Source organism: Phycicoccus jejuensis, from assembly GCF_044797865.1.
GTDB lineage: Bacteria > Actinomycetota > Actinomycetes > Actinomycetales > Dermatophilaceae > Phycicoccus > Phycicoccus jejuensis.
Window position 1 is genome coordinate 3,691,775 of sequence record NZ_CP085209.1, and the last position, 25,065, is coordinate 3,716,839.

The following is a 25,065-nucleotide window of genomic DNA, read 5'->3' on the forward strand; positions in this document are numbered from 1 at the left end:
TGCTCTCGTCTCGTCGCTTCGGGTGGTGCGGGGGGGTGCGGTCTGCACCGGTGGTCCGGGGAGCCGGCCGCGGGGCGGCGCGGCTCCCCGGACGGGGTCACCAGCGGTAGTGCGCGAAGGCCTTGTTGGACTCGGCCATCTTGTGCGTGTCCTCGCGACGCTTGACCGCGGCGCCGAGGCCGTTGGACGCGTCGAGGATCTCGTTCATGAGGCGCTCGGTCATCGTCTTCTCACGACGCTGGCGCGAGTAACCGACGAGCCAGCGCAGCGACAGCGTCGTCGCGCGGTTCGGCTTGACCTCGATCGGGACCTGGTAGGTCGCACCGCCGACGCGGCGGGACTTGACCTCGAGCGTCGGCTTGATGTTGTCGAGCGCGCGCTTGAGCGTCTGCACCGGGTCGGTGCCGGTCTTCTCGCGGCAGCCCTCGAGCGCGCCGTAGACGATGCGCTCGGCAGTGGACTTCTTGCCGTCGAGGAGGACCTTGTTGACCAGCGAGGTCACCAGCGGGGACTGGTGGACCGGGTCGATGACGAGCGGCCGCTTCGGAGCGGGACCCTTGCGCGGCATCAGCTCTTACCCTTCTTCGCGCCGTAGCGGCTGCGCGCCTGCTGACGGTTCTTGACGCCCTGGGTGTCGAGGGCGCCGCGGATGATCTTGTAGCGCACGCCGGGGAGGTCCTTCACACGACCGCCGCGGACGAGCACCATCGAGTGCTCCTGGAGGTTGTGGCCGACACCGGGGATGTAGGCGGTGACCTCGATGCCGCTCGTGAGGCGCACGCGGGCGACCTTGCGGAGGGCGGAGTTCGGCTTCTTGGGGGTGGTCGTGTACACGCGCGTGCACACGCCGCGGCGCTGCGGGGAGCCCTTGAGGGCAGGAGTCTTGGCCTTGACGGCCTTGTCCTGCCGGCCCTTGCGCACCAGCTGGTTGATGGTAGGCAACCTGGATCCTTCGGTCTGGTCTGGTCAAGCGACGGCGGTCGCGCCGTCACTCCTTGTCATGGCCGCTGCTCGACCCCCGCGTTCGGGTGTGTCGCACCGGCTGCTCCTCCCTGCACTCCCCATGCGCCATTCCCCGAGGGGATGTGGTGTGGTGGGGCGCCCGGCAGGAGGTGGGCGAGGCCGTGCCCGTCGCCTCGCGGCGCCGGTCCCGGCTCCTGGGTCTGGTCCTAGCCAGACACAACACCCAAGGATACCGGGCCGCGCGTGGGCACCCAAATCGGTTGCCGGCGTCCTCCCCGCCTCAGAGCCGGTCGAACGCCGGGGCGTAGCGGAACGGGCCCGCGAGCCCCGGGTGCCAGGCCCGCAGCCGCAACAGCTGGAAGAACCGGTCCTCCCACGGCCCGGGCGGGGCCACCCCGTGGTCGGCGGCGGTCTCGAACCCGAAGGCGCCGTAGAACCCCGGGTCGCCGAGGAGCACGACCGAGGGCTCGGCGAGCTGCTCGGCGGTCGCGACGACCGACGCCACGAGGGCCGAACCGATGCCCTGCCCCATGTGGTCCGGGCGCACCGCGAGCGGCCCGAGCCCCACCGAGGGCCCCTCCCCCATCGACGCGCGGCTGCAGACGACGCTGCCGACGACACCGCCGTCGAGCTCGGCGACGAAGGTCAGCGCCGGCAGGAGGTCGTCGTCGGCCCGCAGGCCGTCGACGAGCCGCGCCTCGGGCTCGCCGTCGGAGAAGTCCGTCGTCGCGAAGGCGGCGAGGACGAGGTCGCGGACCGACCCGGCGTCCTCGGGACGCTCCGGGCGGATGACGAGATCGCGGCGCACCGGGTCATCCTCCCCCGGCGGGCGCCCCGGACGCCAACGAGTACAGCGCGTAGTCGAGCTCGCGGCCGTCACGCCGGACCGGGAGCACCACCTCGTCGACCACGTCACCGGGCCCGGCCACCGCGCGCATCGCCTCGAGGAGAGCCGGCGCCCGGTGCGAGGACCACACGACGAACCGGCCACCCGGACGCAGCACCCGCCGGGCCGTCGACAGCGAGCCCTCCTCGTAGAGAGCCGCGTTGGCGGCATGGACGAGGAAGTCCGGGCCGTTGTCGACGTCGAGCAGGACCAGGTCCCAGGGCCCGTCCGGGGCGGCCCTGCCCGCGAGGACGTCCGCGACGTCGGCCACGTGGAGGGTGCACCGCTCCCCCTCGAGCCCGGCCAGCTCCTCGACGAGGCCTTCCCGGGCCCAGCCCACGAGCGGCGCCGCGAGCTCGACGACGTCGACGTGGCGCACCCGCGGGTCGGCGAGGACCGCGCGGGTGGTGAACCCCAGGCCGAGGCCCCCGACGAGCACGCGGGCCGGCGCCGGGTGGTGCCGCAGCGCCTCGTCGGCGAGCACCCGCTCCGTGGACACGTCGGCGGTGTCCATCGCGAAGACGCCGTCGACGACGAGCTGGAGGACCCCCTCGTGCCGACGCAGCACGACCTCCCCCGCCGGCGTCCCGGCCCGCGCCAGCGTCACCGGCGGCTCGTCCATCCGGTCACCCTAGGCCAGCGCCCCCGGGAACGCCGACGGGCGGGCACCCGTGGTCTCCCACGTGGTGCCCGCCCGTGCGGCGGTGCTGCGGCTCAGAGCCGGTCGAGACCGAGCTCGCTGTCGTCGAGGCGGACGGCCTCGCCGGACCCCGGGCCGAACGAGAACGCGTAGTCCTCGTAGTTCGGCATGGAGTACATGGCGGCCTTGGCCTCCTCGGTCGGCTCCACCGCGATGTTGCGGTAGCGGGTCAGACCCGTGCCGGCCGGGATGAGCTTGCCGAGGATGACGTTCTCCTTGAGGCCGAGGAGGGAGTCGGAACGACCCTCCATGGCGGCCTCGGTGAGGACGCGGGTGGTCTCCTGGAAGGAGGCCGCCGACAGCCACGACTCGGTCGCGAGCGAGGCCTTGGTGATGCCCATGAGCTCGGGACGACCCGAGGCCGGCTTGCCGCCCTCGGCGACGACACGACGGTTCTCCTCCTCGAAGCGGCCGCGCTCGGCGAGCATGCCCGGGAGCAGGTCCGCGTCGCCCGACTCGATGATCGTGATCCGGCGCAGCATCTGCCGGACGATGACCTCGATGTGCTTGTCGTGGATGGACACACCCTGCTGGCGGTAGACGTTCTGCACCTCGTCGACGAGGTGCTCCTGCGTCTTGCGCGGGCCGAGGATGCGCAGCACCTGCTTGGGGTCGATCGACCCCTGCGTCAGCTGCGCACCGACCTCGACGTGCTGGCCGTCCTGCACGAGCAGGCGGGCACGCTTGGTCACCGGGTAGGCGTGCTCCTCGGAGCCGTCGTCCGGCGTGAGCAGGAGGCGACGCGCCTTGTCGGTCTCCTCGATCGTCACGCGGCCGGAGGCCTCGGCGATCGGCGAGACACCCTTGGGCGTGCGGGCCTCGAAGAGCTCGACGACACGCGGCAGACCCTGCGTGATGTCGTCACCGGCCACACCACCGGTGTGGAAGGTGCGCATCGTCAGCTGGGTGCCGGGCTCACCGATGGACTGCGCCGCGATGATGCCGACGGCCTCACCGATGTCGACGAGCTTGCCGGTGGCCAGCGAGCGGCCGTAGCACTTGGCGCAGGTCCCGACCTTGGAGTCGCAGGTGAGGACCGAGCGGACCTTGACCGAGTCGACGCCGGCCGCGAAGAGCGCGCCGATGACGACGTCCCCGAGGTCGATGCCGGCCTCGGCGAGGACCTCGCCGTCCTTGACGACGTCCTCGGCGAGCGAGCGGGCGTAGACCGAGGTCTCGACGTCGTCGTGGACCGCGCGGGCGCCGGTGCGCTCGTCGGTGCTCGCGATCGGCATCTTGAGGCCACGCTCGGTGCCGCAGTCGTCCTCGCGGATGATGACGTCCTGCGACACGTCGACGAGACGACGGGTCAGGTAGCCCGAGTCCGCCGTGCGCAGCGCGGTGTCGGCCAGGCCCTTGCGGGAGCCGTGCGTCGAGATGAAGAACTCGAGCACGGTGAGGCCCTCGCGGAAGTTCGCGCGGATCGGCCGCGGGATGATGTCGCCCTTCGGGTTCGACACCAGGCCACGCATGCCGGCGATCTGGCGCAGCTGCATCCAGTTACCGCGCGCACCGGAGGAGACCATCTTGAAGATGGTGTTCGTCCTCGGGATGTTCGCCTCCATCTCCTTGGCGACCTCGTTCGTGGCCTGCGTCCAGATCTCGATGAGCTCCTGGCGGCGCTCGTCGTCGGTGATCAGACCGCGCTCGTACTGCGTCTGGACCTTCGTGGCCTTGGTCTCGTAGCCGTCGAGGATCTCGAGCTTGCGCGGGGGCGTCACGACGTCGGAGATGGCGACCGTGGTGCCCGAGCGGGTCGCCCAGTGGAAGCCGTACTCCTTGAGCGCGTCGAGGCTCGCCGCGACCTGCACCTTGCTGTAGCGCTCGGCGAGGTCGTTGACGATCGTCGAGAGGCGCTTCTTGTCGACCTGGTCGTTGACGAACGGGTAGTCCATCGGGAGCGTCTCGTTGAAGAGCGCGCGACCCAGGGTGGTCTCGACCGTCATCGCCGGCACGTAGCCCTCGGCGTCGAGCTCGATGCCCTCGGGCAGCTCGGTCATCGGCGTGGGCACGAGGTGCTCGAGACGGATCTTCACGAGCGAACCGAGCTCGATCTGGCCGGCGTCGAAGGCCATGCGGGCCTCGGACACCGTCGAGAACGCCCGACCGGCGCCCTTGCCGTCCTCGACCTCGGAGGTGAGGTGGTAGAGGCCGATGATCATGTCCTGGGTGGGCATGGTCACGGGACGGCCGTCGGCCGGCTTGAGGATGTTGTTCGAGGACAGCATGAGGATGCGGGCCTCGGCCTGGGCCTCCGCCGACAGCGGCACGTGCACAGCCATCTGGTCACCGTCGAAGTCCGCGTTGAACGCGGTGCAGACGAGCGGGTGGATCTGGATGGCCTTGCCCTCGACGAGCTGCGGCTCGAAGGCCTGGATGCCGAGGCGGTGCAGCGTGGGCGCACGGTTGAGCAGCACCGGGTGCTCGGTGATGACCTCTTCGAGGACGTCCCAGACCTGGGGGCGCTGACGCTCGACCATGCGCTTGGCCGACTTGATGTTCTGGGCGTGGTCGAGGTCGACGAGCCGCTTCATGACGAAGGGCTTGAAGAGCTCGAGCGCCATCTGCTTCGGCAGGCCGCACTGGTGCAGCTTGAGCTGCGGGCCGACGACGATGACCGAGCGGCCGGAGTAGTCGACGCGCTTGCCGAGCAGGTTCTGGCGGAACCGGCCCTGCTTGCCCTTGAGCATGTCGGACAGCGACTTGAGCGGACGGTTGCCGGGGCCCGTCACCGGGCGGCCACGACGGCCGTTGTCGAAGAGGCTGTCGACGGCCTCCTGGAGCATCCGCTTCTCGTTGTTGACGATGATCTCGGGCGCACCGAGGTCGAGCAGCCGCTTGAGGCGGTTGTTGCGGTTGATGACGCGGCGGTACAGGTCGTTGAGGTCCGAGGTCGCGAAGCGGCCACCGTCGAGCTGCACCATCGGGCGCAGGTCCGGCGGGATGACCGGGATCGCGTCGAGGACCATGCCGGCCGGCTGGTTCGTCGTCGTCTGGAAGGCGGAGACCACCTTGAGGCGCTTGAGGGCGCGGGTCTTGCGCTGGCCCTTGCCCGTGGCGATGCTCTCGCGCAGCGACTCGGCCTCGGCGTCGAGGTCGAAGGTCTCGAGGCGCTTCTGGATCGCCGCGGCGCCCATCCCGCCCTCGAAGTAGAGACCGAAGCGGTCGCGCATCTCGCGGTAGAGGACCTCGTCGCCCTCGAGGTCCTGGACCTTGAGGTTCTTGAAGCGGTCCCAGACCTGCTCGAGGCGCTCGACCTGCTGGTCGGCGCGACGGCGGATCGCGTTCATCTCGCGCTCGGCGGAGTCGCGGACCTTGCGCTTGGCGTCGGACTTGGCGCCCTCGGCCTCGAGGGCGGCGATGTCGTCCTCGAGCTTCTTGGCGCGGCCCTCGACGTCGGCGTCGCGGCGGTTCTCGATCTCCTTCTTCTCGACCTGGATCTGGGCCTCGAGCGAGGGCAGGTCGGCGTGCCGCTGGTCCTCGTCGACGGACGTGATCATGTAGGCCGCGAAGTAGATGACCTTCTCGAGGTCCTTCGGGGCGAGGTCGAGCAGGTACCCGAGGCGGCTCGGGACACCCTTGAAGTACCAGATGTGGGTGACGGGGGCGGCGAGCTCGATGTGGCCCATCCGCTCACGACGCACGGCGGCGCGGGTCACCTCGACGCCGCAGCGCTCGCAGATGATGCCCTTGAAGCGGACCCGCTTGTACTTGCCGCAGGCGCACTCCCAGTCCCGGGTCGGGCCGAAGATCTTCTCGCAGAAGAGGCCGTCCTTCTCGGGCTTGAGGGTGCGGTAGTTGATCGTCTCGGGCTTCTTGACCTCACCGTGGCTCCAGGCGCGGATCGAGTCCGCGGTGGCGAGGCCGATCCGGAGCTCGTCGAAGAAGTTGACGTCGAGCACGTGGTTCCTTCTTTCGTTTCTTACGTCAGTCGTGGTCTGTCAGGTGGTGTGTCGAGCGGGTGGTGGGCCGGGGCGCGCACGGCGCCCCGGCCCCGCACCTGTCAGACCTCTTCGACGCTGCTCGGCTCGCGCCGGGACAGGTCGATGCCGAGCTCCTCGGCGGCGCGGAAGACGTCGTCCTCCGCGTCGTGCATCTCGATGGTGGACCCGTCGCTGGACAGGACCTCCACGTTGAGGCAGAGGGACTGCATCTCCTTGATGAGCACCTTGAAGGACTCGGGGATGCCGGGCTCGGGGATGTTGTCGCCCTTGACGATCGCCTCGTAGACCTTGACGCGGCCGTTGACGTCGTCGGACTTGATGGTGAGCAGCTCCTGCAGCGCGTAGGCCGCGCCGTACGCCTCGAGGGCCCAGACCTCCATCTCACCGAAGCGCTGGCCACCGAACTGGGCCTTACCGCCGAGCGGCTGCTGGGTGATCATCGAGTAGGGACCCGTGCTGCGCGCGTGGATCTTGTCGTCCACGAGGTGGTGCAGCTTGAGGATGTACATGTAGCCGACCGAGACGGCCTCCGGGAACGGCTCACCGGAGCGGCCGTCGAAGAGGCGGGCCTTGCCCGAGCCGTCGATGAGGCGGACGTCGTCGCGGGTCTTGCGCGTGCTGTCGAGCAGACCGACGATCTCGTTCTCGCGGACACCGTCGAACACCGGCGAGGCGACGCGGGTGCCGGCCGGGGCCTGGCGCGCGTCCTCGGGGATGAGCTCGGCCCACTCGGGCTTGCCCTCGATCTCCCAGCCGCGGCTGGCGGCCCAGCCGAGGTGGAGCTCGAGGATCTGCCCGACGTTCATGCGGCCGGGGACACCGAGCGGGTTGAGCACGACGTCGACCGGGGTGCCGTCCTCGAGGAAGGGCATGTCCTCGACCGGGAGGATCTTGGAGATGACGCCCTTGTTGCCGTGGCGGCCGGCGAGCTTGTCGCCGTCGGTGATCTTGCGCTTGTTCGCCACGTAGACGCGGACCAGCTGGTTGACGCCCGGGGGCAGCTCGTCGCCCTCGTCCTTGTCGAAGACCTTGACGCCGATGACGGTGCCGGTCTCGCCGTGGGGGACCTTGAGGGAGGTGTCGCGGACCTCGCGCGCCTTCTCGCCGAAGATCGCGCGCAGCAGGCGCTCCTCCGGGGTCAGCTCGGTCTCGCCCTTGGGCGTGACCTTGCCGACGAGCAGGTCGCCGTCGCGGACCTCCGCACCGATGCGGATGATGCCGCGCTCGTCGAGGTCGGCGAGGACGTCCTCGGAGACGTTCGGGATGTCCCGGGTGATCTCCTCGGGGCCGAGCTTGGTGTCGCGGGCGTCGACCTCGTGCTCCTCGATGTGGATCGAGGAGAGGACGTCGTCCTGGACCAGGCGCTGGCTGAGGATGATCGCGTCCTCGTAGTTGTGGCCCTCCCACGGCATGAACGCCACGAGGAGGTTGCGCCCGAGCGCCATCTCGCCACCGTCGGTCGCGGGACCGTCGGCGATGAGCTGGCCGGCCTCGAGACGCTGGCCCTCGTCGACGCGCACGACCTGGTTGTAGCTGTTGCCCTGGTTGGAGCGGTCGAACTTCGCGATGCGGTAGGTGCGCGAGGTGCCGTCGTCGGCGGCGACGGTCACGAGGTCGGCGGAGACCTCGGTGACGACACCGGCCTTCTCGGCGACGACGACGTCACCGGAGTCGACCGCGGCGCGGAACTCCATGCCGGTGCCGACGAGCGGGGCCTCGGCCCGCACGAGCGGGACGGCCTGGCGCTGCATGTTCGAGCCCATGAGCGCGCGGTTGGCGTCGTCGTGCTCGAGGAACGGGATGAGCGCGGTGGCCGCGGACACCATCTGGCGCGGGGAGACGTCGATGTAGTCGACCTCGGCCGCCGGGACGTACTCGACCTCGCCACCCTTGACGCGCACGAGCACGCGCTCGTCGGCGAAGTGGGTGCCGTCCTCGGAGAGCGTCGCGTTCGCCTGGGCGATGACGTGCTCGTCCTCCTCGTCGGCGGAGAGGTAGTGGACGTCGTCGGTCACGCGACCCTTGTCGACCTTGCGGTACGGGGTCTCGATGAAGCCGAAGGAGTTGATCCGCCCGTAGGACGCGAGCGAGCCGATGAGGCCGATGTTCGGGCCCTCAGGGGTTTCGATCGGGCACATGCGGCCGTAGTGCGACGGGTGGACGTCGCGGACCTCCATGCCGGCGCGGTCACGGGAGAGACCACCCGGGCCGAGGGCCGACAGACGCCGCTTGTGCGTCAGGCCCGCGAGCGGGTTGTTCTGGTCCATGAACTGGGAGAGCTGGCTGGTGCCGAAGAACTCCTTGATGGACGCCACGACCGGGCGGATGTTGATGAGCGTCTGCGGCGTGATCGCCTCGACGTCCTGGGTCGTCATGCGCTCGCGGACGACGCGCTCCATCCGGGACAGGCCGGTGCGGACCTGGTTCTGGATGAGCTCGCCGACGTTGCGCAGGCGGCGGTTGCCGAAGTGGTCGATGTCGTCGGTCTCGACGCGGATGTCGACGGTCTCGCCGCGGCGGGTGCCCGGCATCGTCTCCTCGCCGGCGTGCAGCGCGACGAGGTACTTGATCGTGGCGACGATGTCCTCGAGCCCGAGGGTCGAGGTCGACAGCTCGGTGTCGAGGCCGAGCTTCTTGTTGATCTTGTACCGGCCGACCTTGGCGAGGTCGTAGCGCTTGCCGTTGAAGTAGAGGTTGTCGAGCAGGGTCTGCGCGGCCTCCTTGGTCGGCGGCTCGCCCGGGCGCAGCTTGCGGTAGATGTCGAGCAGCGCGTCGTCCTGACCCGTCGTGTTGTCCTTCTCGAGGGTCATGCGCATCGACTCGTAGTCACCGAACTCCTCGAGGATCTCGGCCTCGGACATGCCGAGGGCCTTGAGGAGGACCGTGACGGACTGCTTGCGCTTGCGGTCGACGCGCACGCCGACCATGTCGCGCTTGTCGATCTCGAACTCGAGCCAGGCGCCGCGGCTCGGGATGACCTTGGTGGAGTAGACGTCCTTGTCGGAGGTCTTGTCCGGGGTGCGCTCGAAGTACACGCCCGGGGAGCGGACGAGCTGCGAGACGACGACGCGCTCGGTGCCGTTGATGATGAAGGTGCCGCGCTCGGTCATGAGCGGGAAGTCGCCCATGAAGACCGTCTGGCTCTTGATCTCGCCGGTCGTGTTGTTCATGAACTCGGCGGTGACGAACAGGGGCGCGGAGTAGGTCTGGTCGCGCTCCTTGCAGTCCTCGATCGAGTACTTGACGTCCTCGAAGCGGTGGTCGCGGAAGCTCAGCGACATCGAGCCGCTGAAGTCCTCGATCGGGGAGATCTCCTCGAAGATCTCCTCGAGGCCGGAGCGCTCCGGGACGTCGTCGCGGCCGGCCTCGAGGGCGGCGGCGACGCGCTCCTGCCAGCGCTCGTTGCCGAGCAGCCAGTCGAAGCTCTCGGTCTGCAGGGCGAGGAGATCCGGGACCTCCAGCGGCTCACGGATCTTGGCGAACGAGAGACGGCCCGAAGCCGTCAGAGCGGTGGTCATCTTGGACGTGGTGCGCGAGGCAGCCAAGGAGGGTTCCTTCCACGGGCCTGGTCTGTTGTGCGAACTGGCCGCTCCCGACCCCTCCGACCACCGTGTGCCGTGCCCACGCGGGTCCACCCGGGACAGCCGGGGGCATGGCGATGGGACGACTCGACGACGAGCGAGGGAAGGTTAGGGGCAGCGCAAAGAGATAGCATACCCGAAGAAGGCAGCACCGTCCAACCGCGTCAAGCCCCCAGGCTCCCGGTGCGGCCCCCCGCGTGAGCGGGTGACGCGCAACAGGATGACGCCGCCGGGTGCCCGCGTCAAGCGAAACCGCCGTTCCCGGCGTGCCGCGCCGCGCCGGACGGGCCCGCAGGGCGCCCCGGCGGGTCGTGTCAGTAGGCCGAGAGCCGCTCGACGAGCCAGCGTCCGTCGACCTTGCGCATCGTCGCGATGACCCTGTTCTGGTCCACCGACGGCTGCTCCTCGCCCTCGGCCGTCTTGGCCTGGTTGAGGAAGACCTGGACGGTGACGGTGTCCGGGGTCTGCCCCATGACGCCGGCCTCGTAGCTGCGCGCCTGGACCGTCACCTTCTGCTTCTCGGCGACCGGGGCGATGGCCCCGGCCATCGTCGTGGCGTACTCCGTCCGGAACGAGCCGGTGAGCAGGCCGGCGTTGCGCTGCGCCTGGGCGTCGAGGGTCTTCCAGCTGTAGGAGAGCAGCTGCTCGAGGGAGGTGCGTGCGGCCGCGGTCGCCGCGCGGGCGTCGCGCTCGCGGTCCCCGGGGTCGCGCAGCGACACCGTGAGGACGAGCGCGAGGGCGACGAGGGCGAGGACGAGGAGGGTCAGCGGGGTCGCCGCACCGGCCGGCAGGCGGCCGCGGCGGCCGGCGTCCTCGTCGGGCTCCACCGTCTCGACCGGGTCGGCCGTCTCGGGCTCCGGGGCCGGCGTCGTCGCGGGCGCGGGCGGCTCCCCCGACGGGCGGCCGTGCCGGCGGCGCTGGCCCGCGACCCGGGGGCGACGACGGTCATCCGACGAACTCAAGGCGCTCCACCTTCCACGTGCCGCCGAGCTCCCGCAGGCCGAGCTTGACCCGGTAGGTCTTGGTCTCGCCGTCCGGGACGTTGGTGTTGGTCGTCGGCGCGACGATGCCGACGATGACCTGCGCGGAGTCGCGGTCGCCCGAGACCAGGGCGGCCTCGGCCCGCTCGACCCGTGAGGTCGACTTGTTCTGGACGACGACGCTGCGCAGGTCGGCGAGGCTCTTGCCGTAGCTGTCGAGGAACTCCCCCGTGGCCCCGTCCTCCACTCGCTTGGTGTCGGCGTCGACCTGCCGGTAGTCGAGCGTCGCGAAGTTGACGGCCAGCTGCCGGCCGGCCGCGAGCGCGTCGCGCTGGGCCTGCTCGAGCTGCCGGCCCTCGTACCAGGCGCGGCCGCGGGTCGCGCCGAGCACGACCGTCGCGACGACGACGAGCGCGACGAGGGCCCACAGGACGCGGACGGTGCGGGTCATCGGGTGGCCTCCTCCATGATCCAGGACAGGCCGCCGCCGGCGGCCGGGGCGACGGGCGCCGAGACCGTGGCCGGCGCCCCGTAGGCGGTGGTCCCCAGCGGGACCGGCTCGGAACCGTACGCCATGGCGTACGTCGCGCTGCCGGCCGGGCGGGCCCCCGGCGCGTTCTGGGCGCCGCGGACGGTCGAGGCCGAGCCGCGCGGCAGCGAGCACCGGGCGTCGGTGTTGGCCTTCGGCAGCCCGCTCGTCCGGTTGGGGTCGGTCCTCGTCGTGCCCCCGTAGCCCTGCGTGCACGGGCCGGGCGACTGCGAGAGCTGGAGCCCGAAGTGCGCGGTGCCGTCACCGGGGACGACGGTGTAGCCGCCTGCGACGACCTCGGGGTAGGTGATGAGCAGCTGGTCGATGCCGTCGACGCGGGCGCTCGTCACCTGCCCGACCGTCACGAGGTTGGCGAGGAGCGTGGCGAGCGAGGTGCGGTTCTCGGCGACGACGGCCTCGAGCTCGGCGGACGCCACCGCACCGCGGTCGAGGACCACACGCAGGTCGGGGTCGGAGTCGCGCAGCGTCTCGGAGATCCGGGCCAGGTTCCCCGAGAACGTCCTGATCTGCGAGGCGCCGTCGCGCTGGGTGTCGAGCACGACCTTGCCGGAGCGCAGCAGGGCCACGGTGTCGGGCAGCGCCTCGATCGCGCTGCGCGTCAACGCGTCCCCGCCGTCGATGAGCCGGCCGAGGTCATCGCCGGTGCCCTCGAAGCCGGTGCCGAGCTCGTCGACCACGGTCGAGAGGTCGTCCTTGGGGACCGAGCGCACGGTGCGGTCGACGTCGAGCAGCAGCTGGTCGACGCGCAGCGGGGTGGCGGTGTCGTCGCGCGCGATGACGTCGCCGTCCGCGAGGTAGGGGGCGCCCTCGGCCCGCGGCTGGAGGTCGAGGTACTGCTCCCCCACCGCCGAGCGGTTCTCGACGACGGCGCGGGTGTCGGTCGGCACCTCGACCCCGCTCTCGAGCTTCGCGTGGGCGCGGACGCCGTCGGCGCTGAGCGTCAGGTCCTCGACGCGGCCGACCCGCACGCCGCGGTAGGTCACCTCGGCGCCCTCGAAGATGCCGCCGGAGCTCGCGAGGTCGACGACGACGGTCGGACCGGTGCCGAAGACGCGCTCGGTCAGCCCGACGTAGCTCGCCGAGAGGATCGACGTCGCGACGACGGTGATGACGAGGAAGAGCCCGAGCTGGACCCGGGTCAGGCGACGGATCACGGCTGCCCCCCGGTGTAGAGCGTCGTCCACGAGGCGTCGTCGGCCGCGCCGCCCCCGAGGCAGACCGGCGGGCAGAGCGGGCCGCCCGAGCGCGTCGGCAGCGGCAGGCTCGGGAGGATGGTCGGCACCGGCACCGTGACGGTCGGCAGGACCGTCGGGAGGACCGTCGGCAGGACCGTCGGCAGCGACGTCGGGAGGATCGTCGGCAGCGCGGTCGGCAGGGGCAGGGTGAGGCCCCGGAGGTCGAGGTCGGCCGTCACGTGCAGGTTCGTGTAGTCGCCCTTGATCGCCTGGAGCGAGGAGTCGGGGAAGGGGTAGGTGAGGAGCAGCTGGAGGCTCTTCGGCAGGTCGTCGCCGGCCTCGTTCAGCTGCGCGAGAACCGGCTTCAACGCGGCGAGGTTCGCCAGCGTGTCCTCGCGCGAGGCCCGGACGACCCGCGTGCCGACCTTCCCGAGCCGGTCGAGGGAGGTCAGCATCGTCGTCAGCTGCTCGCGCTGGTCGGCGAGGATCGCGAGACCCTTCGGCAGCTCGCGCAGCACGCCCTCGAGCTCGCCGCGCCGCTGCGCGAGGCTCGCGCTCAGCCGGTCGATGCCGTCGATGGCGCGGACGATCTCGGCCTTCTGGTCGTCGAGACCGCCGACGAAGGTGTCGAGCTGCGTGACGAGGCTGCGGATGTCGTCGGTCCGGCCGCGCAGGGCGTTGTTCAGCTCGGTCTCGATGACCTTGAGCTGACCCACTCCCCCGCCGTTGAGCAGCATCGAGAGGGCGGCCAGCACCTCCTCGACCTCGGGGTTGCGCCCGGTGCGCTCGAGCGGGATGAGGTCGCCGTCGCCGAGCCGGCCGGTGCCACCACCCTCGGGACGCTCGAGGGCGACGTACTTCTCGCCCAGTAGAGAGGTCTGCTTGAGCTCGGCCCGGGTGTCGTCGGGCAGGTCGCTGGCGGCCGGCACCCGCATCGTCACGCGGGCGGTCCAGCCGTCGAGGTCGATGGCCGTCACCTCCCCCACGGTCACCTCGTCGATCTTGACCGACGAGCGCGGGACGAGGTCGAGGACGTCGGCGAACTCGGCCCGGACCGTGATCTGGCGGCCCTCGGCCCGCGGGCCGCCGGGCAGCGGGAGGTCGTAGACGCTCGTGCAGCCCGCGAGGACGAGCGCGGTGAGCGCGCCGACGGCGGCGGTGAGGCGGCGGCGGGTCGTGGTCATCCGAGCAGCCCTCCGAGGGTGGGGTCGGCCCCGCGGAGCAACCCGCCCGTCTCGCCCCGCGAGCCGGTGAGCCCGCCGAGGACGTCGGGCAGCTTCAGGTCGAGGAGGCCGGAGCTCTTGCACAGGTCGGTGTTGCCGGTCCCCGTCGGCCCGGTGATGAGCGAGCAGAGCAGCAGGCCGGGCCGGTCGGTGCCCTGGATGGTCGCCCGGGTGTCGAGCGAGCCCGTCCTCTCGTCGTAGGCGAGCTGGAGGTTGGAGAGCGCGACGGGGGCGTCGTCGAGGGTCTCGGCGAGCGCCTTGCGCTCCTGCGCGACGGCGGAGGTGACGTCGGTGAGGCGCCCGACGTCGTCCGTGAGGACGGCCCGGTTGTCGCGGACGAACGAGGTGACCTGGTCGAGGGCCACCGCGAGGTTGGCCAGCGCCGAGGCGAGGTCGTCGCGCTCGTCGTCGAGGGCGGTGGTGACCGAGGCCAGGTTGTCGTTGAGCCGCCGCACCTGCTTGTCGTTGGCCGCGACCGTCTCGGTGAAGGTGTTGAGGTTCTTCACGGTCGAGAACAGGTCGCCGCGCCCCTCGGCGAACGTCTGCACGGCGCGCGAGAGGTCGACCGTCGTGTCGTGCAGCGTCTGCCCGTTGCCGTCGAGGTTGGCCGCGCCGGTCTCGAGCACCCGCGAGAGCGCGCCGTCGGCGTTGGCCCCCTGCGGCCCGAGGGCGACCATCAGGTCGTCCAGGCTCTGGCTCACGCGGTCGAGCTCGACGGGGACGGCGGTGCGCTCCAAGGGGATCCGTGCGCCGTCGCGCATCCGCGGCCCGTCGGTCCAGACCGGCAGCAGCTGGACGTACCGGTCGCTGACGAGCGAGGGCGCGACGATCGCGGCCTGCGCGTCGGCGGGCACCGGGTGGTCGGTCGTCACGTCGAGGTCGACCCGGACGGTCTCGCCGCGCGGCTCGACCGCCGTCACCTGGCCGACCTTGACGCCGAGGATCCGGACGTCCGAGCCGGGGAAGAGCCCGACCGCCCGGACGAACTCGGCGCTCAGGTGCATCGGCTGGGGCCGCGGCCAGGCGACCGCCACGACCGCGACGAGCGCGAGGACGAGGACGCCGGCCGCGAGCGCGACGCGGCGGGGAGTGCGGCGGGCGACGGCGGCCAGGCGGGCGCCACCGGGGAGCGTGCGTCGGGTCATCCGCGCCCCACCCCCCCGACGGGGTTGGTGAGGTTCTGGATGTAGGTGTCGAACCACGGCCCGGTGCCGAGCGTGTTCGCGAAGAGCCGGGTGAACGGGGCCATCGCGCGGATGGTGTCGCGCAGGTCCTCCTCGTGGCCCTGGAGCGTCGCGAGGACGCCCTTGAGCTGCTCGAGCGCCGGCCGCAGCTCGGCCCGGTTGTCCTCGACCAGGCCGGTGACCTGCTCCGCGAGGGCGCTCGTGTTCGTGAAGAGGGTGTGGATGGCCTCGCGCCGCGTCTCGAGCTCGGCCACGAGGAGGTCGGCGTCCTTGATGAGCTTGTCGACGACCGCGTTCTGCTCGGCGACGGTCCCGGTGACGGAGTCGGCGGCCCGGAGCAGCTCGCGCAGCTTCTCGTCCCGGCTCGCGATGGTCGAGGACAGCCGGCCCAGGCCGTCGAGCGCGCCCCGGACGTTCTCTGGGGTGTCCTTGAACTCGGTCGCGAGGACGTCGAGCGAACGCGCGAGCTGGTCGGTGTCGATCCGCTCGGTCGTGCGGGTGAGGTCGGAGAACGCGGTGACCACGTCGTAGGAGGAGACGGTGCGCGACAGCGGGATCTGCGCGCCGACCTTCATCCGCCCGGTCCCCCGCGGCTCGAGGCCGACGTACTTCTCGCCGAGCAGGGTCTTGATCCGGACCGACGCCCCGGTCGAGGGGCCGAAGGCGACGTCCTCGGTGACCCGGAAGTCCACGCGGACGTGCGAGCCCTCGAGGTCGACGCCGGTGACCTTGCCGACGGTCACGCCGGCGATGCGGACGTCGTCACCGTCGCGCAGCCCGCCGGCCTCGGTGAAGGCCGCGCTGTAGTCGTCACCGCCACCGATGAACGGCAGGCTCGACGCGTTGAACGCCAGCACCATGAGCACGACCATCGCGGTGATGCCGGCGAGGCCGAGGCGCAGCGTGTTGCGGTCGCGCGGGGGCCGCCCGGACCGCGCGTGGCGGGCGGACAGGCGCGGCACCCGCAGCCGGGGCGCCCTCACGACCGGCACCTCGCCGCCGCCACGTCGTACCCCAGCCCCCCGGGCGTCTTGCCGGTCGGCAGCAGCAGGTTCTGCACGTCGAAGCGGCAGAGGTAGAAGTTGAACCACGAGCCATAGGTGGCCGTCCGGGTGATCGTCGAGATCTTCGTCGGCGCCTGCCCGATGAACCGCTCGAACTCCTTCGTGTTGGCCGGCTCGTTCAGCGTGCTCGCGAGGTCCCCGAGGTTCGCGATGTCGCTCCGGAGGTCGGGCCGGGCCGCCTGCAGGAGGCTCGCGGTGTCACCGGTCAGCGCGTTGATGTTCGTCAGCGAGTCGCCGATGGCCGTGCGGTCCTCGGCGAGCCCGGACACGAACCGCTGGAGCTGGCGCAGGAGGTCGGCGAACGCGGTGTCGTTGGACTCCACCGTCCCGAGCACGGTGTTGAGGTTGTCGATCGTCCGGCCGATCACCGCGTCGCGGTCCGCGAGCGCCTTAGTCAGGGACGCGGTCTGGCCGAGGAGGCTGTTGATGTCACCGCCCTCGCCCTGGAGGACGGAGATGATCTGCGCGGAGAGCTCGTTGACGTCCTGCGGCGAGAGCGCGGCGAAGAGCGGCTTGAACCCGTTGAACAGGACGGTGAGGTCGAGCGCCGGGTGGGTGCGGGCCAGCGGGATCGTGCCGCCCTCGGGCAGCGGCGTGGCGTCCCCGGGCTCCTGGGTCAGCGCGACGTACCGCTCGCCGACGAGGTTGCGGTACTTGATGGTCGCCGCCGTCCCCTGCGTCAGGGTCGAGCTGCGCAGCACCTCGAAGGTCACCTCGGCGCTGACCCGGTCCGTCGCGACCCGGATGTCCCTCACGGTCCCGACGCGCACGCCGGCGATGCGGACGTCCTGGCCGCTGCTCAGGCCCGTGACGTCCGTGAACAGCGCGCGGTAGGTGGCCTTGTCGCCCGGCAGGACGTTGGCGATCGTCGCCGCGAGCACGCCCGTGGCGAGCACGGTGACGACGACGAAGGCGAGGAGCTTGACGAGGCTGGGTCCGGTCCTCACTGGTCGACCACCGCCCCCCGCAGCATCGGCCCGGCGAGGAGGGTCGTGAGCGCCGACGGCTCGCCGTGCCCCTCGGAGGCGAGCGCGATGGCGACGACCTCCTGCTCGGCCTGCGTCCCCGCGAGGCCGGAGTCGACGTTGCCGACGGCGACCCCACCGGGCGCGAGGAGGGCCGAGGGCAGGGCGGAGCGGGCGCTGCCCCCGGTGCCGTCGGCGAAGGTGACCGCGCGGCGCGGGTCCTTCTGGCTCCCGCCGGGCGACGGCAGGCCACGGCAGGACGGCCCGCGGTCGTCCTGCCAGGCCGGCTCCTGCCCCGGCCGGTAGGCGCTGCGCTGCGGCGGCGTCTCGACGGTGATGTGGAACTGACCGCCCGCGAAGATCCCCTCGGCGCGCGGGATCCAGGCGACGAGGCCCCGTGCGAGGCAGGGGTAGACGGGCGCGTGCTTGGCGAGGACCTGCAGCGTCGGGCGCTGGACCCGGCCGACCTGGATGATCCGGTCCTCGTTCTGCTCGAGGAAGGACGCCGTCGTGTTGGCGAAGCCGGCCGTCCCGGCGAGGAAGCCCGAGAGCTGGTCCTGCTTCTCGACGATCGTCGTGTTCGTCGTGCGCAGCGCGTTCGCGGCGCGCAGGAGGTCGGGAGCGGCGTCGGCGTAGGTGCTCGCGAGGTCGGCCAGCCCGCTGATGTCCTCCTGGATCAGCGGCAGGTTCGGGTTGAGCTCGGTGAAGTAGCGGTTGACGAGCACGAGGTTCTCGCCGAGCCTCGTCCCGCGGCCGTCGAGCGCGGTCGCCAGCGCGTTGAGCGTGGCGGCGAGCTTCTCGGGCCTGACGGCGCGCAGCAGCGGGAGCAGCTCGTCGAAGACGCGCTCGAGCTCGATGGCCACGGACGTGCGGTCCTGCGGGATGACGTCGCCCTCCCGGATCGCGCGGCCGGGGTCGCCGCTCGGCGCGACGAGGTCGACGAAGCGCTCGCCGAAGAGGGTCTTGGGCAGGAGGCGGGCGCTGACCGACGCCGGGACGAGGTCGGTGGAGGCGGGGTCGAGCGCCAGGGTGAGGGTCGCGCCCTGCGGGCTCGAGGCGATCGAGCGGACCTCGCCGACGACGACGCCGCGGATCTTGACGTCGGCGGCCTCCTGCATCTGGCTGCCGATCCGGTCGGTGCGCAGGGTGACGGTCACGACCTTCGTGAAGACCTTCTCGAAGGTCGCCACGGAGGCCGCGACACCGAGCACGGCGACGAGCAGGAACGCGACGCCGTACGCCCGCTCCCGCAGCCCCGCGAGGAACCCGCCACTCATCCGGCGATCCTCACCGTCGTCGTGGCGCCCCAGATCGCGAGGCTGAGGAAGAAGTCGATGACGTTGACGGCGACGATCGAGGTGCGCACCGCCCGGCCGACGGCCACACCGACCCCGGCCGGGCCGCCGCTCGCGGTGTAGCCGTAGTAGCAGTGGATGCCGATGATGACGACGGCGAAGACGAGGACCTTGGCGAAGGACCAGAGGATGTCTCCGGGGGGCAGAAACAGGTGGAAATAGTGGTCGTAGGTCCCCTTGGACTGCCCGAAGTAGTCGGTGACGATGAAGCGGGTCGCCGCGTACGACGAGAGCAGCCCGAGGACGTAGAGCGGGATGACCGCGACGAAACCGGCGATCATCCGGGTCGTCACGAGGAAGGGCAGGCTCGGGATGCCCATGACCTCGAGCGCGTCGACCTCCTCGCTGATCCGCATCGCGCCGAGCTGCGCGGTGAAGCCGCAGCCGACGGTCGCGGCCAGCGCCAGCCCGGCGACGAGCGGGGCGATCTCGCGGGTGTTGAGGTAGGCCGAGACGAACCCGGCGAACGCGCCGGTGCCGAGCTGGTCGAGCGAGCTGTACCCCTGCAGGCCCACCTGGCTGCCGGTGAAGAAGGCGAGGAAGGTGAGGACGCCGACGGTGCCGCCGATGACGCTGAGCGCTCCGGTGCCGAGCGAGACCTCCGCGAGCAGGCGGACGACCTCCCGCCGGTAGCGGCGCAGGGTGCGCGGGACCCAGCCGACGGACTGCACGTAGAAGCGCATCTGGCCGCTCAGCTCGTCGAGGAGCCGCAGCGGGGCGCGCGTCACGGAGGAGAGACGGGACATCGGCGTCAGATCTTCTGCGGGACGACTTGGAAGTACACGGCGCTGATGACGAAGTTGACGACGAACAGGAGCATGAAGGTGATGACGACGGCCTGGTTGACGGCGTCGCCGACGCCCTTCGGGCCGCCCCCGGCGGTGAGCCCCTTGTAGGAGGCGACGAGGGCGGCGAGCATCCCGAAGAGCAGGGCCTTGATCTCGGCCGTCACGAGGTCGGCCGTCTGCGCGAGGGCGGTGAACGACGCGACGTAGGCGCCGGGGGTGCCGCCCTGGACCAGGACGTTGAAGACGTAGCCACCGGCGACCCCGACGACCGACACGAGGCCGTTGAGGAGGGCGGCGACGAGCATCGTCGCGAGCACCCGCGGCACGACGAGACGCTGGATCGGCGAGATGCCCAGCACCTCCATCGCGTCGATCTCCTCGCGGATCTTGCGCGAGCCCAGGTCGGCGCAGATGGCCGAGCCGCCGGCGCCGGCGACGAGGAGCGCGGTGACGAGCGGCGAGGCCTCGCGCACGACCGCGAGCACCGAGGCCGCCCCCGTGAAGGACTGCGCCCCGAGCTGGCGGGTCAGCGTGCCGAGCTGGAGGGCGATGACGGCGCCGAAGGGGATCGAGACGAGCGCGGTCGGCACGATCGTCACCGACGCGACGAACCAGGCCTGCTGGATGAGCTCCTTCAGCTGGAAGGGCCGCTTGGGCAGCGCCTTCGCGACGTCGAGCACGAGCCCGAAGAACGACCCGGCCTGACGCAGGCCGTTGGTCACGACCGTCATGCGTCCGCCCCCGGGCGCACGCCGACGATGCCGGCCGTCGTCGAGGCGAAGCTGCCGGGCGGTGGGGTGACGTCGTGCGCGCGGCACCACTCCCCCGCGGTGCGCTCGGCGCGGCGGGGTCGGCCGTCGCTCGTCGGCAGCTGGAGCGGGATCGGCGGCAGCGGCGGCAGCTCCTGGCCGGACTCGGCCGCGAGCTCGTCGGCGTCCTTCTCCTCGGACATCCCGATCGGGCCGACCGTCTGCGCGTTGAGGAACTGCCGCACGACCGGCTCCTCCGAGGACAGGAGCATCTCGCGCGGCCCGAACATCGCGAGGTGCTTGTGGTAGAGCAGCCCGATGTTGTCCGGCACGGTCCGGGCCGTGTTGATGTCGTGCGTGACGATGAGGAACGTCGCGTCGATCTGCGCGTTGAGGTCGACGAACAGCTGGTTGATGTAGCTGGTGCGCACCGGGTCCAGGCCGGAGTCCGGCTCGTCGATGAGGAGGATCTGCGGGTCGAGGACGAGGGCGCGGGCCAGGCCGGCGCGCTTGCGCATCCCGCCGGAGATCTCTCCGGGGAGCTTCTCCTCGGCGCCCGCGAGGCCGACGAGCTCCATCTTCTCGCGCACGATGGAGGCGACCTCCTTCTCGCTCTTGCGGGTGTGCTCGCGCAGCGGGAAGGCGACGTTGTCGAACAGGCTCATCGAGCCGAAGAGCGCGCCGTCCTGGAAGAGCACCCCGAAGAGCTTGCGCACCTCGTAGAGGTCGTCACCGCGCAGCTGCACGACGTCGCGGCCGTCGATGACGATCGAACCGCGGTCCGGGCGGATGAGGCCGACGAGGGTCTTGAGGAAGACCGACTTGCCGGTGCCCGAGGGGCCGAGGAGGACGGAGATCTCGCCGGCGGGGAGGGTGAGGGTCACGTCGTCCCAGATGAGCTGGCTCCCGAACCTCTTGGTCAGGCCGCTCACCGCGATCTCGACACCCATGTCGACCCTTCGTCGTGTGGCGCTTCCGTGCGTGGGCGCCGAAGTTACCCAGTGGTAGGCCCCCGGCGCCGCACCATCAGACCATGGGAGGGACGAGGTCGGCGCTTTGAGCACCTATGGGTTTTCTCAGGTGGACGAATGCCCGCGTCGGCGCCCGGACCCGGCCACGCAGACGGGTTCGGAGCCCTCCCCCCGGGCGGATGGGTGCGGACACGCGAGCGGGGCCCGACCGCGAACGGTCGGGCCCCGCTGGTGCGAAGCGAGTCCCCTCACGGGGACGGGCTCACTTGAGGGTGACGGTGGCGCCGGCGCCCTCGAGCTGCTCCTTGGCCTTCTCGGCCGCGGCCTTGTCGACCTTCTCGAGGACGGGCTTCGGGGCGCCGTCGACGAGGTCCTTGGCCTCCTTGAGGCCGAGGGAGGTCAGCGCGCGGACCTCCTTGATGACGGCGATCTTCTTGTCGCCGGCGGCCTCGAGGACGACGTCGAACTCGTCCTGCTCCTCGGCGGCGGCGGCGTCGCCCGCACCACCGGCGGGGGCGCCGGCGGCGGCGACCGCGACGGGCGCGGCGGCGGTGACGTTGAAGGTGTCCTCGAACTCCTTGACGAACTCGGAGAGCTCGATGAGGGTCATCTCCTTGAAGGCGTCAAGGAGCTCGTCGGTGCTGAGCTTGGCCATGATGGCGTCCTTTCGTTGCTGCACTGTGCCGTGAGTGGCGGATTGTGTGGTGAGCGGACCCGCGGGGTCAGCTCGCGTCGCCACCCTCGGCGACGTCGGTGGCCGGGGCGTCAGCCTCGGCGGGGGTCTCCTCGGCCGCGGCCGGGGCAGCGGCGGTGTCCACCGGGCCCTCGGTCTCGACCTTGGCCCGCAGCGCGTCGACCGTGCGAGCGGCCTTCGAGAGCGGAGCGGCGAAGAGGTAGACGGCCTGGCTGAGCGACGCGTTCATGGCGCCGGCCAGCTTGGCCAGGAGCACCTCGCGGGACTCGAGGTCCGCGAGCTTGGTGATCTCCTCGGCGGAGAGGGTCTTGCCCTCGAGCACGCCGCCCTTGATCACCAGGAGGGGGTTGGCCTTGGCGAAGTCGCGCAGACCCTTGGCCGCCTCCACCGGGTCGCCCTCGACGAAGGCGATGGCGGACGGGCCGACGAGCTGACCGTCGAACGCGGTCACCCCGGCGTCCCTGGCGGCGAGCTGGGTCAGCGTGTTCTTGACCACGGCGTAGGTCGCGTTGCCACGCAGGGTGTTGCGCAGGTCGGTGATCTGCTTCACCGAGAGTCCCCGGTACTCCGTGAGGACGGCGGCGTTGCTGCTCTGGAACTTCTCCGAGAGCTCGGCGATCGCCGCGGCCTTGTCGGGACGTGACATTCGGGCCTCCTTCCGTCGGGTCGGACCGCACGGGAAGGGCCAGGAACGAGAACGAGCCCCGGCGCAGGGCACGGGGCTCGGGCAGCACGACGGGTCGTGGCGTTCCGGTACTTCGTGGCCTGCGCTGGTCGCCCACTCGCGGTGGAACCTTCGGTCACGTGCGGGTGCACGCGACGACCGGCGGTCTGTGGTCGTGCACCAGCGTACGGGACGTCGCGCCCCGCCCCAAATCGCGGCCGGGCCGTCCCGGGTCCCCGCACGCCCGCGGCGCCCCGGGAGGTCCCGGGGCGCCGCGGCGGGTGGTGCGGGGTGCGGTTCGCGTCGAGCGGTCAGCTCGTCGGCATCTCGAAGGTGCCGACCTCGCTGGCCGGCGGGGCCTCGACGGTGACGGGCTCGCCCCACTTGGAGTACTTCATGACGAGCTTCTGGCCGGCCAGGTCGGTCGTGACCGTCTGGGGCAGGCCCTCGGCGTCGAAGGACATCTCGTACGAGACGCCGTCGGGCATCTGCTTGAGCGCCTCCTCGGTGACGCCCGGCATGCTCGTGGCCTGCTTCTTGACCATCTCGGCGAGCTGCTCCTTGGAGAGCTTGACCTCGTAGGTCGTCACGCCGTTCTCGACCTTGGTGACGGTGCCCGTGACCCCCTCGACGTCCTTGAGCTGCTCGGTCGGGTTGGCCATCGCCGACTCCATCTGCGACAGCATCGGGCCCATCATCTTCGACATCGCGTCGTCGGCCGAGGGGTCGATCTTGATCCACGGCTTGCCGCCGGCCATCTCCTTGAAGGTGTCGCCACCCATGTACATGACCTTGTCGATGTAGACGACCTTGAAGGACTCGCCGGACTCGCTCATGTCCATCGCCATCTTCGGCGAGGAGCCGCTGTAGTCGAGGTCGGCCTCGATGGTGCCCTCGCTGCCGGTCGTCATCGACATGTGCGCGGTCTTCTTGGCCTGCACGGCCGCGGCGCTCTGCTCGGCGAGGGTCTTGAGCTCGACCGTGTCACCGACCTTGGCGGTCGGGGCCTGCGTCTCCTGCGCGGCCGAGGAGGAGGCGGCGGAGCCGGAGCCGGAGGAGGTCTCGTTGGTGCTCGAGCCGCAGGCGCCGAGCACGAGGGCCCCGGACAGGGCCAGGACGGACAGGACGGTGCGCTTCATACGGTGCTTCCCCCGATGGGTCGTCGTGTGGACGGAGGCGCGTCGAGGCCTCCGGGTGCTTGTCAGCGTACTTCTGCGACGGGGCGTGCGCCCCACCGGTTCCCCGTTCGTGACCACTTCGCGACGGAGCCCGCCGCCCCGGGAAGGGGCGACGGGCTCCGTCGTGGTGGGGCGCCGCTCAGGCGTCGACCTGCTCCTCGAGGAGGTTGCGGGTCTTGCTGGAGTCGAGCGGGATGCCCGGGCCCATCGTCGTCGACAGGGTCGCCTTCGTGATGTACCGGCCCTTGGAGGCGGACGGCTTGAGCCGGAGGACCTCCTCGAGGGCGGTGGCGTAGTTCTCGACGAGCGACTTCTCGTCGAAGGAGGCCTTGCCGATGATGAAGTGGAGGTTCGCGTGCTTGTCGACGCGGAACTCGATCTTGCCGCCCTTGATGTCGGACACGGCCTTGGCGGTGTCCATCGTCACGGTGCCGGTCTTCGGGTTCGGCATGAGGCCGCGCGGGCCGAGCACCTTGCCGAGACGACCGACCTTGCCCATGAGGTCCGGGGTGGCGACGACGGCGTCGAAGTCGAGCCAGCCGCCGGCGACCTTCTCGAGGAGGTCGTCGGAGCCGACGTAGTCGGCGCCGGCCGCGGTCGCGGCCTCGGCCTTGTCGCCGTTGGCGAAGACGAGGACGCGGGCGGTCTTGCCCGTGCCGTGCGGGAGGTTGACCGTGCCGCGGACCATCTGGTCGGCCTTGCGCGGGTCGACCCCGAGGCGGAAGGCCACCTCGACGGTCTCGTCGTACTTGGCGGACGCGACGTCCTTGGCGAGGCGGACGGCCTCGAGCGGGCTGTAGAGCTTGTCCGCGTCGATCTTCTCGGTCGCGGCGTTGTACGCCTTGCTGCGCTTCATGTGCTGCTCCTGGGAGTGGTGGTGGAGTCGTGGTCGTCGGGCCAGCGCAGGCCCTGCCACAGGGGGTGGGACCGGGCTCAGAGCTCGGTCTCGATGCCCATCTGACGGGCGGTGCCGGCGATGATCTTCATCGCGGCGTCGACGTCGTTGGCGTTGAGGTCGGGCATCTTGGTCTCGGCGATCTCGCGGAGCTGGTCCTTCGTGAGCTTGCCGGCCTTGGTCTTGTGCGGCTCGCCCGAGCCCTTCTGCACGCCCGCGGCCTTCTTGATGAGCTCCGAGGCCGGCGGGGTCTTCGTGATGAAGGTGAAGGAGCGGTCTTCGTAGACCGTGATGACGACGGGGATGATGCTGCCGCGCTGGTGCTCGGTCGCCGCGTTGTACGCCTTGACGAACTCCATGATGTTGACGCCGTGCTGACCCAGGGCCGGGCCGACGGGCGGGGCCGGGGTCGCGGCACCGGCCTGGATCTGCAGGTTGATGTACCCGGAGACCTTCTTCTTGGGGGGCATGTCTGTCCTTCTTCGGTGGTGTGGGCCGACGCCGTGGGCGATGACCCCTTTGCAGTGTCCGCGGGTCCCCCGCGAAAGGGGCCTCC

The 25,065-nt window shown here is 71.0% G+C and carries 22 protein-coding genes; all 22 read right to left on the minus strand.

Features of this window, described 5'->3' with window-relative positions; translation table 11 throughout:
- Positions 1 to 97: 97 nt before the first annotated feature.
- The 22 genes from rpsG to rplK all read right to left on the minus strand — a co-directional run bounded on the left by rpsG (position 98) and on the right by rplK (position 24,979).
- Positions 98 to 568 carry a 30S ribosomal protein S7 gene (gene rpsG / locus LG324_RS17590; RefSeq protein WP_030526822.1) on the minus strand — a complete coding sequence of 157 codons (471 nt, stop codon included), beginning with the start codon at positions 566 to 568 and terminating at the stop codon, positions 98 to 100.
- On the minus strand, positions 568 to 942 hold the full coding sequence (rpsL, locus tag LG324_RS17595; RefSeq protein ID WP_030526821.1) for a 30S ribosomal protein S12: 375 nt from the start codon (positions 940 to 942) through the stop codon (positions 568 to 570). The genes rpsG and rpsL overlap by 1 nt, the downstream gene beginning before the upstream one ends.
- A 301-nt stretch (positions 943 to 1,243) precedes the next feature.
- Positions 1,244 to 1,771, minus strand: a complete 528-nt coding sequence (locus tag LG324_RS17600; RefSeq protein ID WP_404350041.1) for a GNAT family N-acetyltransferase — start codon at positions 1,769 to 1,771, stop codon at positions 1,244 to 1,246.
- A gap of 4 nt (positions 1,772 to 1,775) precedes the next feature.
- Positions 1,776 to 2,471, minus strand: coding sequence for a spermidine synthase (locus LG324_RS17605; protein WP_404350043.1), 696 nt, complete (start codon positions 2,469 to 2,471; stop codon positions 1,776 to 1,778).
- A gap of 92 nt (positions 2,472 to 2,563) precedes the next feature.
- Entirely contained in the window at positions 2,564 to 6,451 is a 3,888-nt protein-coding gene (locus LG324_RS17610) for a DNA-directed RNA polymerase subunit beta' (protein WP_404350046.1), read from the minus strand.
- 101 nt (positions 6,452 to 6,552) lie between these two features.
- Positions 6,553 to 10,038 (minus strand): DNA-directed RNA polymerase subunit beta, encoded by a 3,486-nt coding sequence (gene rpoB, locus LG324_RS17615; RefSeq protein WP_207025145.1) that lies wholly within the window; start codon positions 10,036 to 10,038, stop codon positions 6,553 to 6,555.
- Positions 10,039 to 10,388: 350 nt separating this feature from the next.
- The gene (locus LG324_RS17620; RefSeq protein WP_404350049.1) at positions 10,389 to 11,036 is read right to left on the minus strand and encodes a hypothetical protein; all 648 of its coding nucleotides are present in this window, start codon (positions 11,034 to 11,036) and stop codon (positions 10,389 to 10,391) included.
- Entirely contained in the window at positions 11,020 to 11,505 is a 486-nt protein-coding gene (locus tag LG324_RS17625) for a hypothetical protein (RefSeq protein WP_207025143.1), read from the minus strand. The genes LG324_RS17620 and LG324_RS17625 overlap by 17 nt, the downstream gene beginning before the upstream one ends.
- A complete protein-coding gene (locus LG324_RS17630) occupies positions 11,502 to 12,758 on the minus strand; it encodes an MCE family protein (RefSeq protein WP_404350051.1) in 1,257 nt (418 codons plus the stop codon). Before LG324_RS17630 ends, LG324_RS17625 begins: the two co-directional genes overlap by 4 nt.
- Positions 12,755 to 13,963, minus strand: coding sequence for an MCE family protein (locus LG324_RS17635; RefSeq protein ID WP_404350054.1), 1,209 nt, complete (start codon positions 13,961 to 13,963; stop codon positions 12,755 to 12,757). Before LG324_RS17635 ends, LG324_RS17630 begins: the two co-directional genes overlap by 4 nt.
- Positions 13,960 to 15,147, minus strand: a complete 1,188-nt coding sequence (locus tag LG324_RS17640; RefSeq protein ID WP_404350056.1) for an MCE family protein — start codon at positions 15,145 to 15,147, stop codon at positions 13,960 to 13,962. Before LG324_RS17640 ends, LG324_RS17635 begins: the two co-directional genes overlap by 4 nt.
- Complete coding sequence (locus LG324_RS17645; protein WP_404350059.1) at positions 15,144 to 16,169, minus strand: MCE family protein; 1,026 nt, start codon at positions 16,167 to 16,169, stop codon at positions 15,144 to 15,146. The genes LG324_RS17640 and LG324_RS17645 overlap by 4 nt, the downstream gene beginning before the upstream one ends.
- A complete protein-coding gene (locus LG324_RS17650) occupies positions 16,166 to 17,197 on the minus strand; it encodes an MCE family protein (protein WP_404350061.1) in 1,032 nt (343 codons plus the stop codon). Before LG324_RS17650 ends, LG324_RS17645 begins: the two co-directional genes overlap by 4 nt.
- Positions 17,194 to 18,492: an MCE family protein gene (locus LG324_RS17655; RefSeq protein ID WP_404350063.1), complete on the minus strand. Its 1,299-nt coding sequence runs from the start codon at positions 18,490 to 18,492 to the stop codon at positions 17,194 to 17,196. The genes LG324_RS17650 and LG324_RS17655 overlap by 4 nt, the downstream gene beginning before the upstream one ends.
- Complete coding sequence (locus tag LG324_RS17660) at positions 18,489 to 19,316, minus strand: ABC transporter permease (protein ID WP_207025137.1); 828 nt, start codon at positions 19,314 to 19,316, stop codon at positions 18,489 to 18,491. The genes LG324_RS17655 and LG324_RS17660 overlap by 4 nt, the downstream gene beginning before the upstream one ends.
- 5 nt (positions 19,317 to 19,321) lie before the next feature.
- On the minus strand, positions 19,322 to 20,089 hold the full coding sequence (locus LG324_RS17665; RefSeq protein ID WP_030526807.1) for an ABC transporter permease: 768 nt from the start codon (positions 20,087 to 20,089) through the stop codon (positions 19,322 to 19,324).
- On the minus strand, positions 20,086 to 21,057 hold the full coding sequence (locus LG324_RS17670; protein ID WP_036828735.1) for an ABC transporter ATP-binding protein: 972 nt from the start codon (positions 21,055 to 21,057) through the stop codon (positions 20,086 to 20,088). Before LG324_RS17670 ends, LG324_RS17665 begins: the two co-directional genes overlap by 4 nt.
- Before the next feature lie 283 nt (positions 21,058 to 21,340).
- Positions 21,341 to 21,733, minus strand: coding sequence for a 50S ribosomal protein L7/L12 (rplL, locus tag LG324_RS17675; protein WP_030526805.1), 393 nt, complete (start codon positions 21,731 to 21,733; stop codon positions 21,341 to 21,343).
- 67 nt (positions 21,734 to 21,800) lie between these two features.
- Positions 21,801 to 22,418: a 50S ribosomal protein L10 gene (gene rplJ / locus LG324_RS17680; RefSeq protein ID WP_404350068.1), complete on the minus strand. Its 618-nt coding sequence runs from the start codon at positions 22,416 to 22,418 to the stop codon at positions 21,801 to 21,803.
- Positions 22,419 to 22,747: 329 nt separating this feature from the next.
- Positions 22,748 to 23,575 (minus strand): hypothetical protein, encoded by an 828-nt coding sequence (locus tag LG324_RS17685; RefSeq protein WP_030526803.1) that lies wholly within the window; start codon positions 23,573 to 23,575, stop codon positions 22,748 to 22,750.
- Positions 23,576 to 23,753: 178 nt separating this feature from the next.
- A complete protein-coding gene (rplA, locus tag LG324_RS17690) occupies positions 23,754 to 24,470 on the minus strand; it encodes a 50S ribosomal protein L1 (RefSeq protein WP_030526802.1) in 717 nt (238 codons plus the stop codon).
- A gap of 77 nt (positions 24,471 to 24,547) precedes the next feature.
- Positions 24,548 to 24,979, minus strand: coding sequence for a 50S ribosomal protein L11 (gene rplK, locus LG324_RS17695; protein WP_030526801.1), 432 nt, complete (start codon positions 24,977 to 24,979; stop codon positions 24,548 to 24,550).
- Positions 24,980 to 25,065 lie beyond the last annotated feature (86 nt).

Excerpts from the sequence above, each read along its gene's own strand:
- LG324_RS17660 (WP_207025137.1), bottom strand. The coding sequence starts at position 19,316 with ATGTCCCGTCTCTCCTCCGTGACGCGCGCCCCGCTGCGGCTCCTCGAC.
- rplL (WP_030526805.1), bottom strand. The coding sequence starts at position 21,733 with ATGGCCAAGCTCAGCACCGACGAGCTCCTTGACGCCTTCAAGGAGATG.
- LG324_RS17655 (WP_404350063.1), bottom strand. The coding sequence starts at position 18,492 with ATGAGTGGCGGGTTCCTCGCGGGGCTGCGGGAGCGGGCGTACGGCGTC.
- rplJ (WP_404350068.1), bottom strand. The coding sequence starts at position 22,418 with ATGTCACGTCCCGACAAGGCCGCGGCGATCGCCGAGCTCTCGGAGAAG.
- LG324_RS17665 (WP_030526807.1), bottom strand. The coding sequence starts at position 20,089 with ATGACGGTCGTGACCAACGGCCTGCGTCAGGCCGGGTCGTTCTTCGGG.
- rpsG (WP_030526822.1), bottom strand. The coding sequence starts at position 568 with ATGCCGCGCAAGGGTCCCGCTCCGAAGCGGCCGCTCGTCATCGACCCG.
- LG324_RS17635 (WP_404350054.1), bottom strand. The coding sequence starts at position 13,963 with ATGACCACGACCCGCCGCCGCCTCACCGCCGCCGTCGGCGCGCTCACC.
- LG324_RS17640 (WP_404350056.1), bottom strand. The coding sequence starts at position 15,147 with ATGACCCGACGCACGCTCCCCGGTGGCGCCCGCCTGGCCGCCGTCGCC.
- LG324_RS17625 (WP_207025143.1), bottom strand. The coding sequence starts at position 11,505 with ATGACCCGCACCGTCCGCGTCCTGTGGGCCCTCGTCGCGCTCGTCGTC.
- rplK (WP_030526801.1), bottom strand. The coding sequence starts at position 24,979 with ATGCCCCCCAAGAAGAAGGTCTCCGGGTACATCAACCTGCAGATCCAG.
- rplA (WP_030526802.1), bottom strand. The coding sequence starts at position 24,470 with ATGAAGCGCAGCAAGGCGTACAACGCCGCGACCGAGAAGATCGACGCG.
- LG324_RS17605 (WP_404350043.1), bottom strand. The coding sequence starts at position 2,471 with ATGGACGAGCCGCCGGTGACGCTGGCGCGGGCCGGGACGCCGGCGGGG.
- LG324_RS17685 (WP_030526803.1), bottom strand. The coding sequence starts at position 23,575 with ATGAAGCGCACCGTCCTGTCCGTCCTGGCCCTGTCCGGGGCCCTCGTG.
- LG324_RS17670 (WP_036828735.1), bottom strand. The coding sequence starts at position 21,057 with ATGGGTGTCGAGATCGCGGTGAGCGGCCTGACCAAGAGGTTCGGGAGC.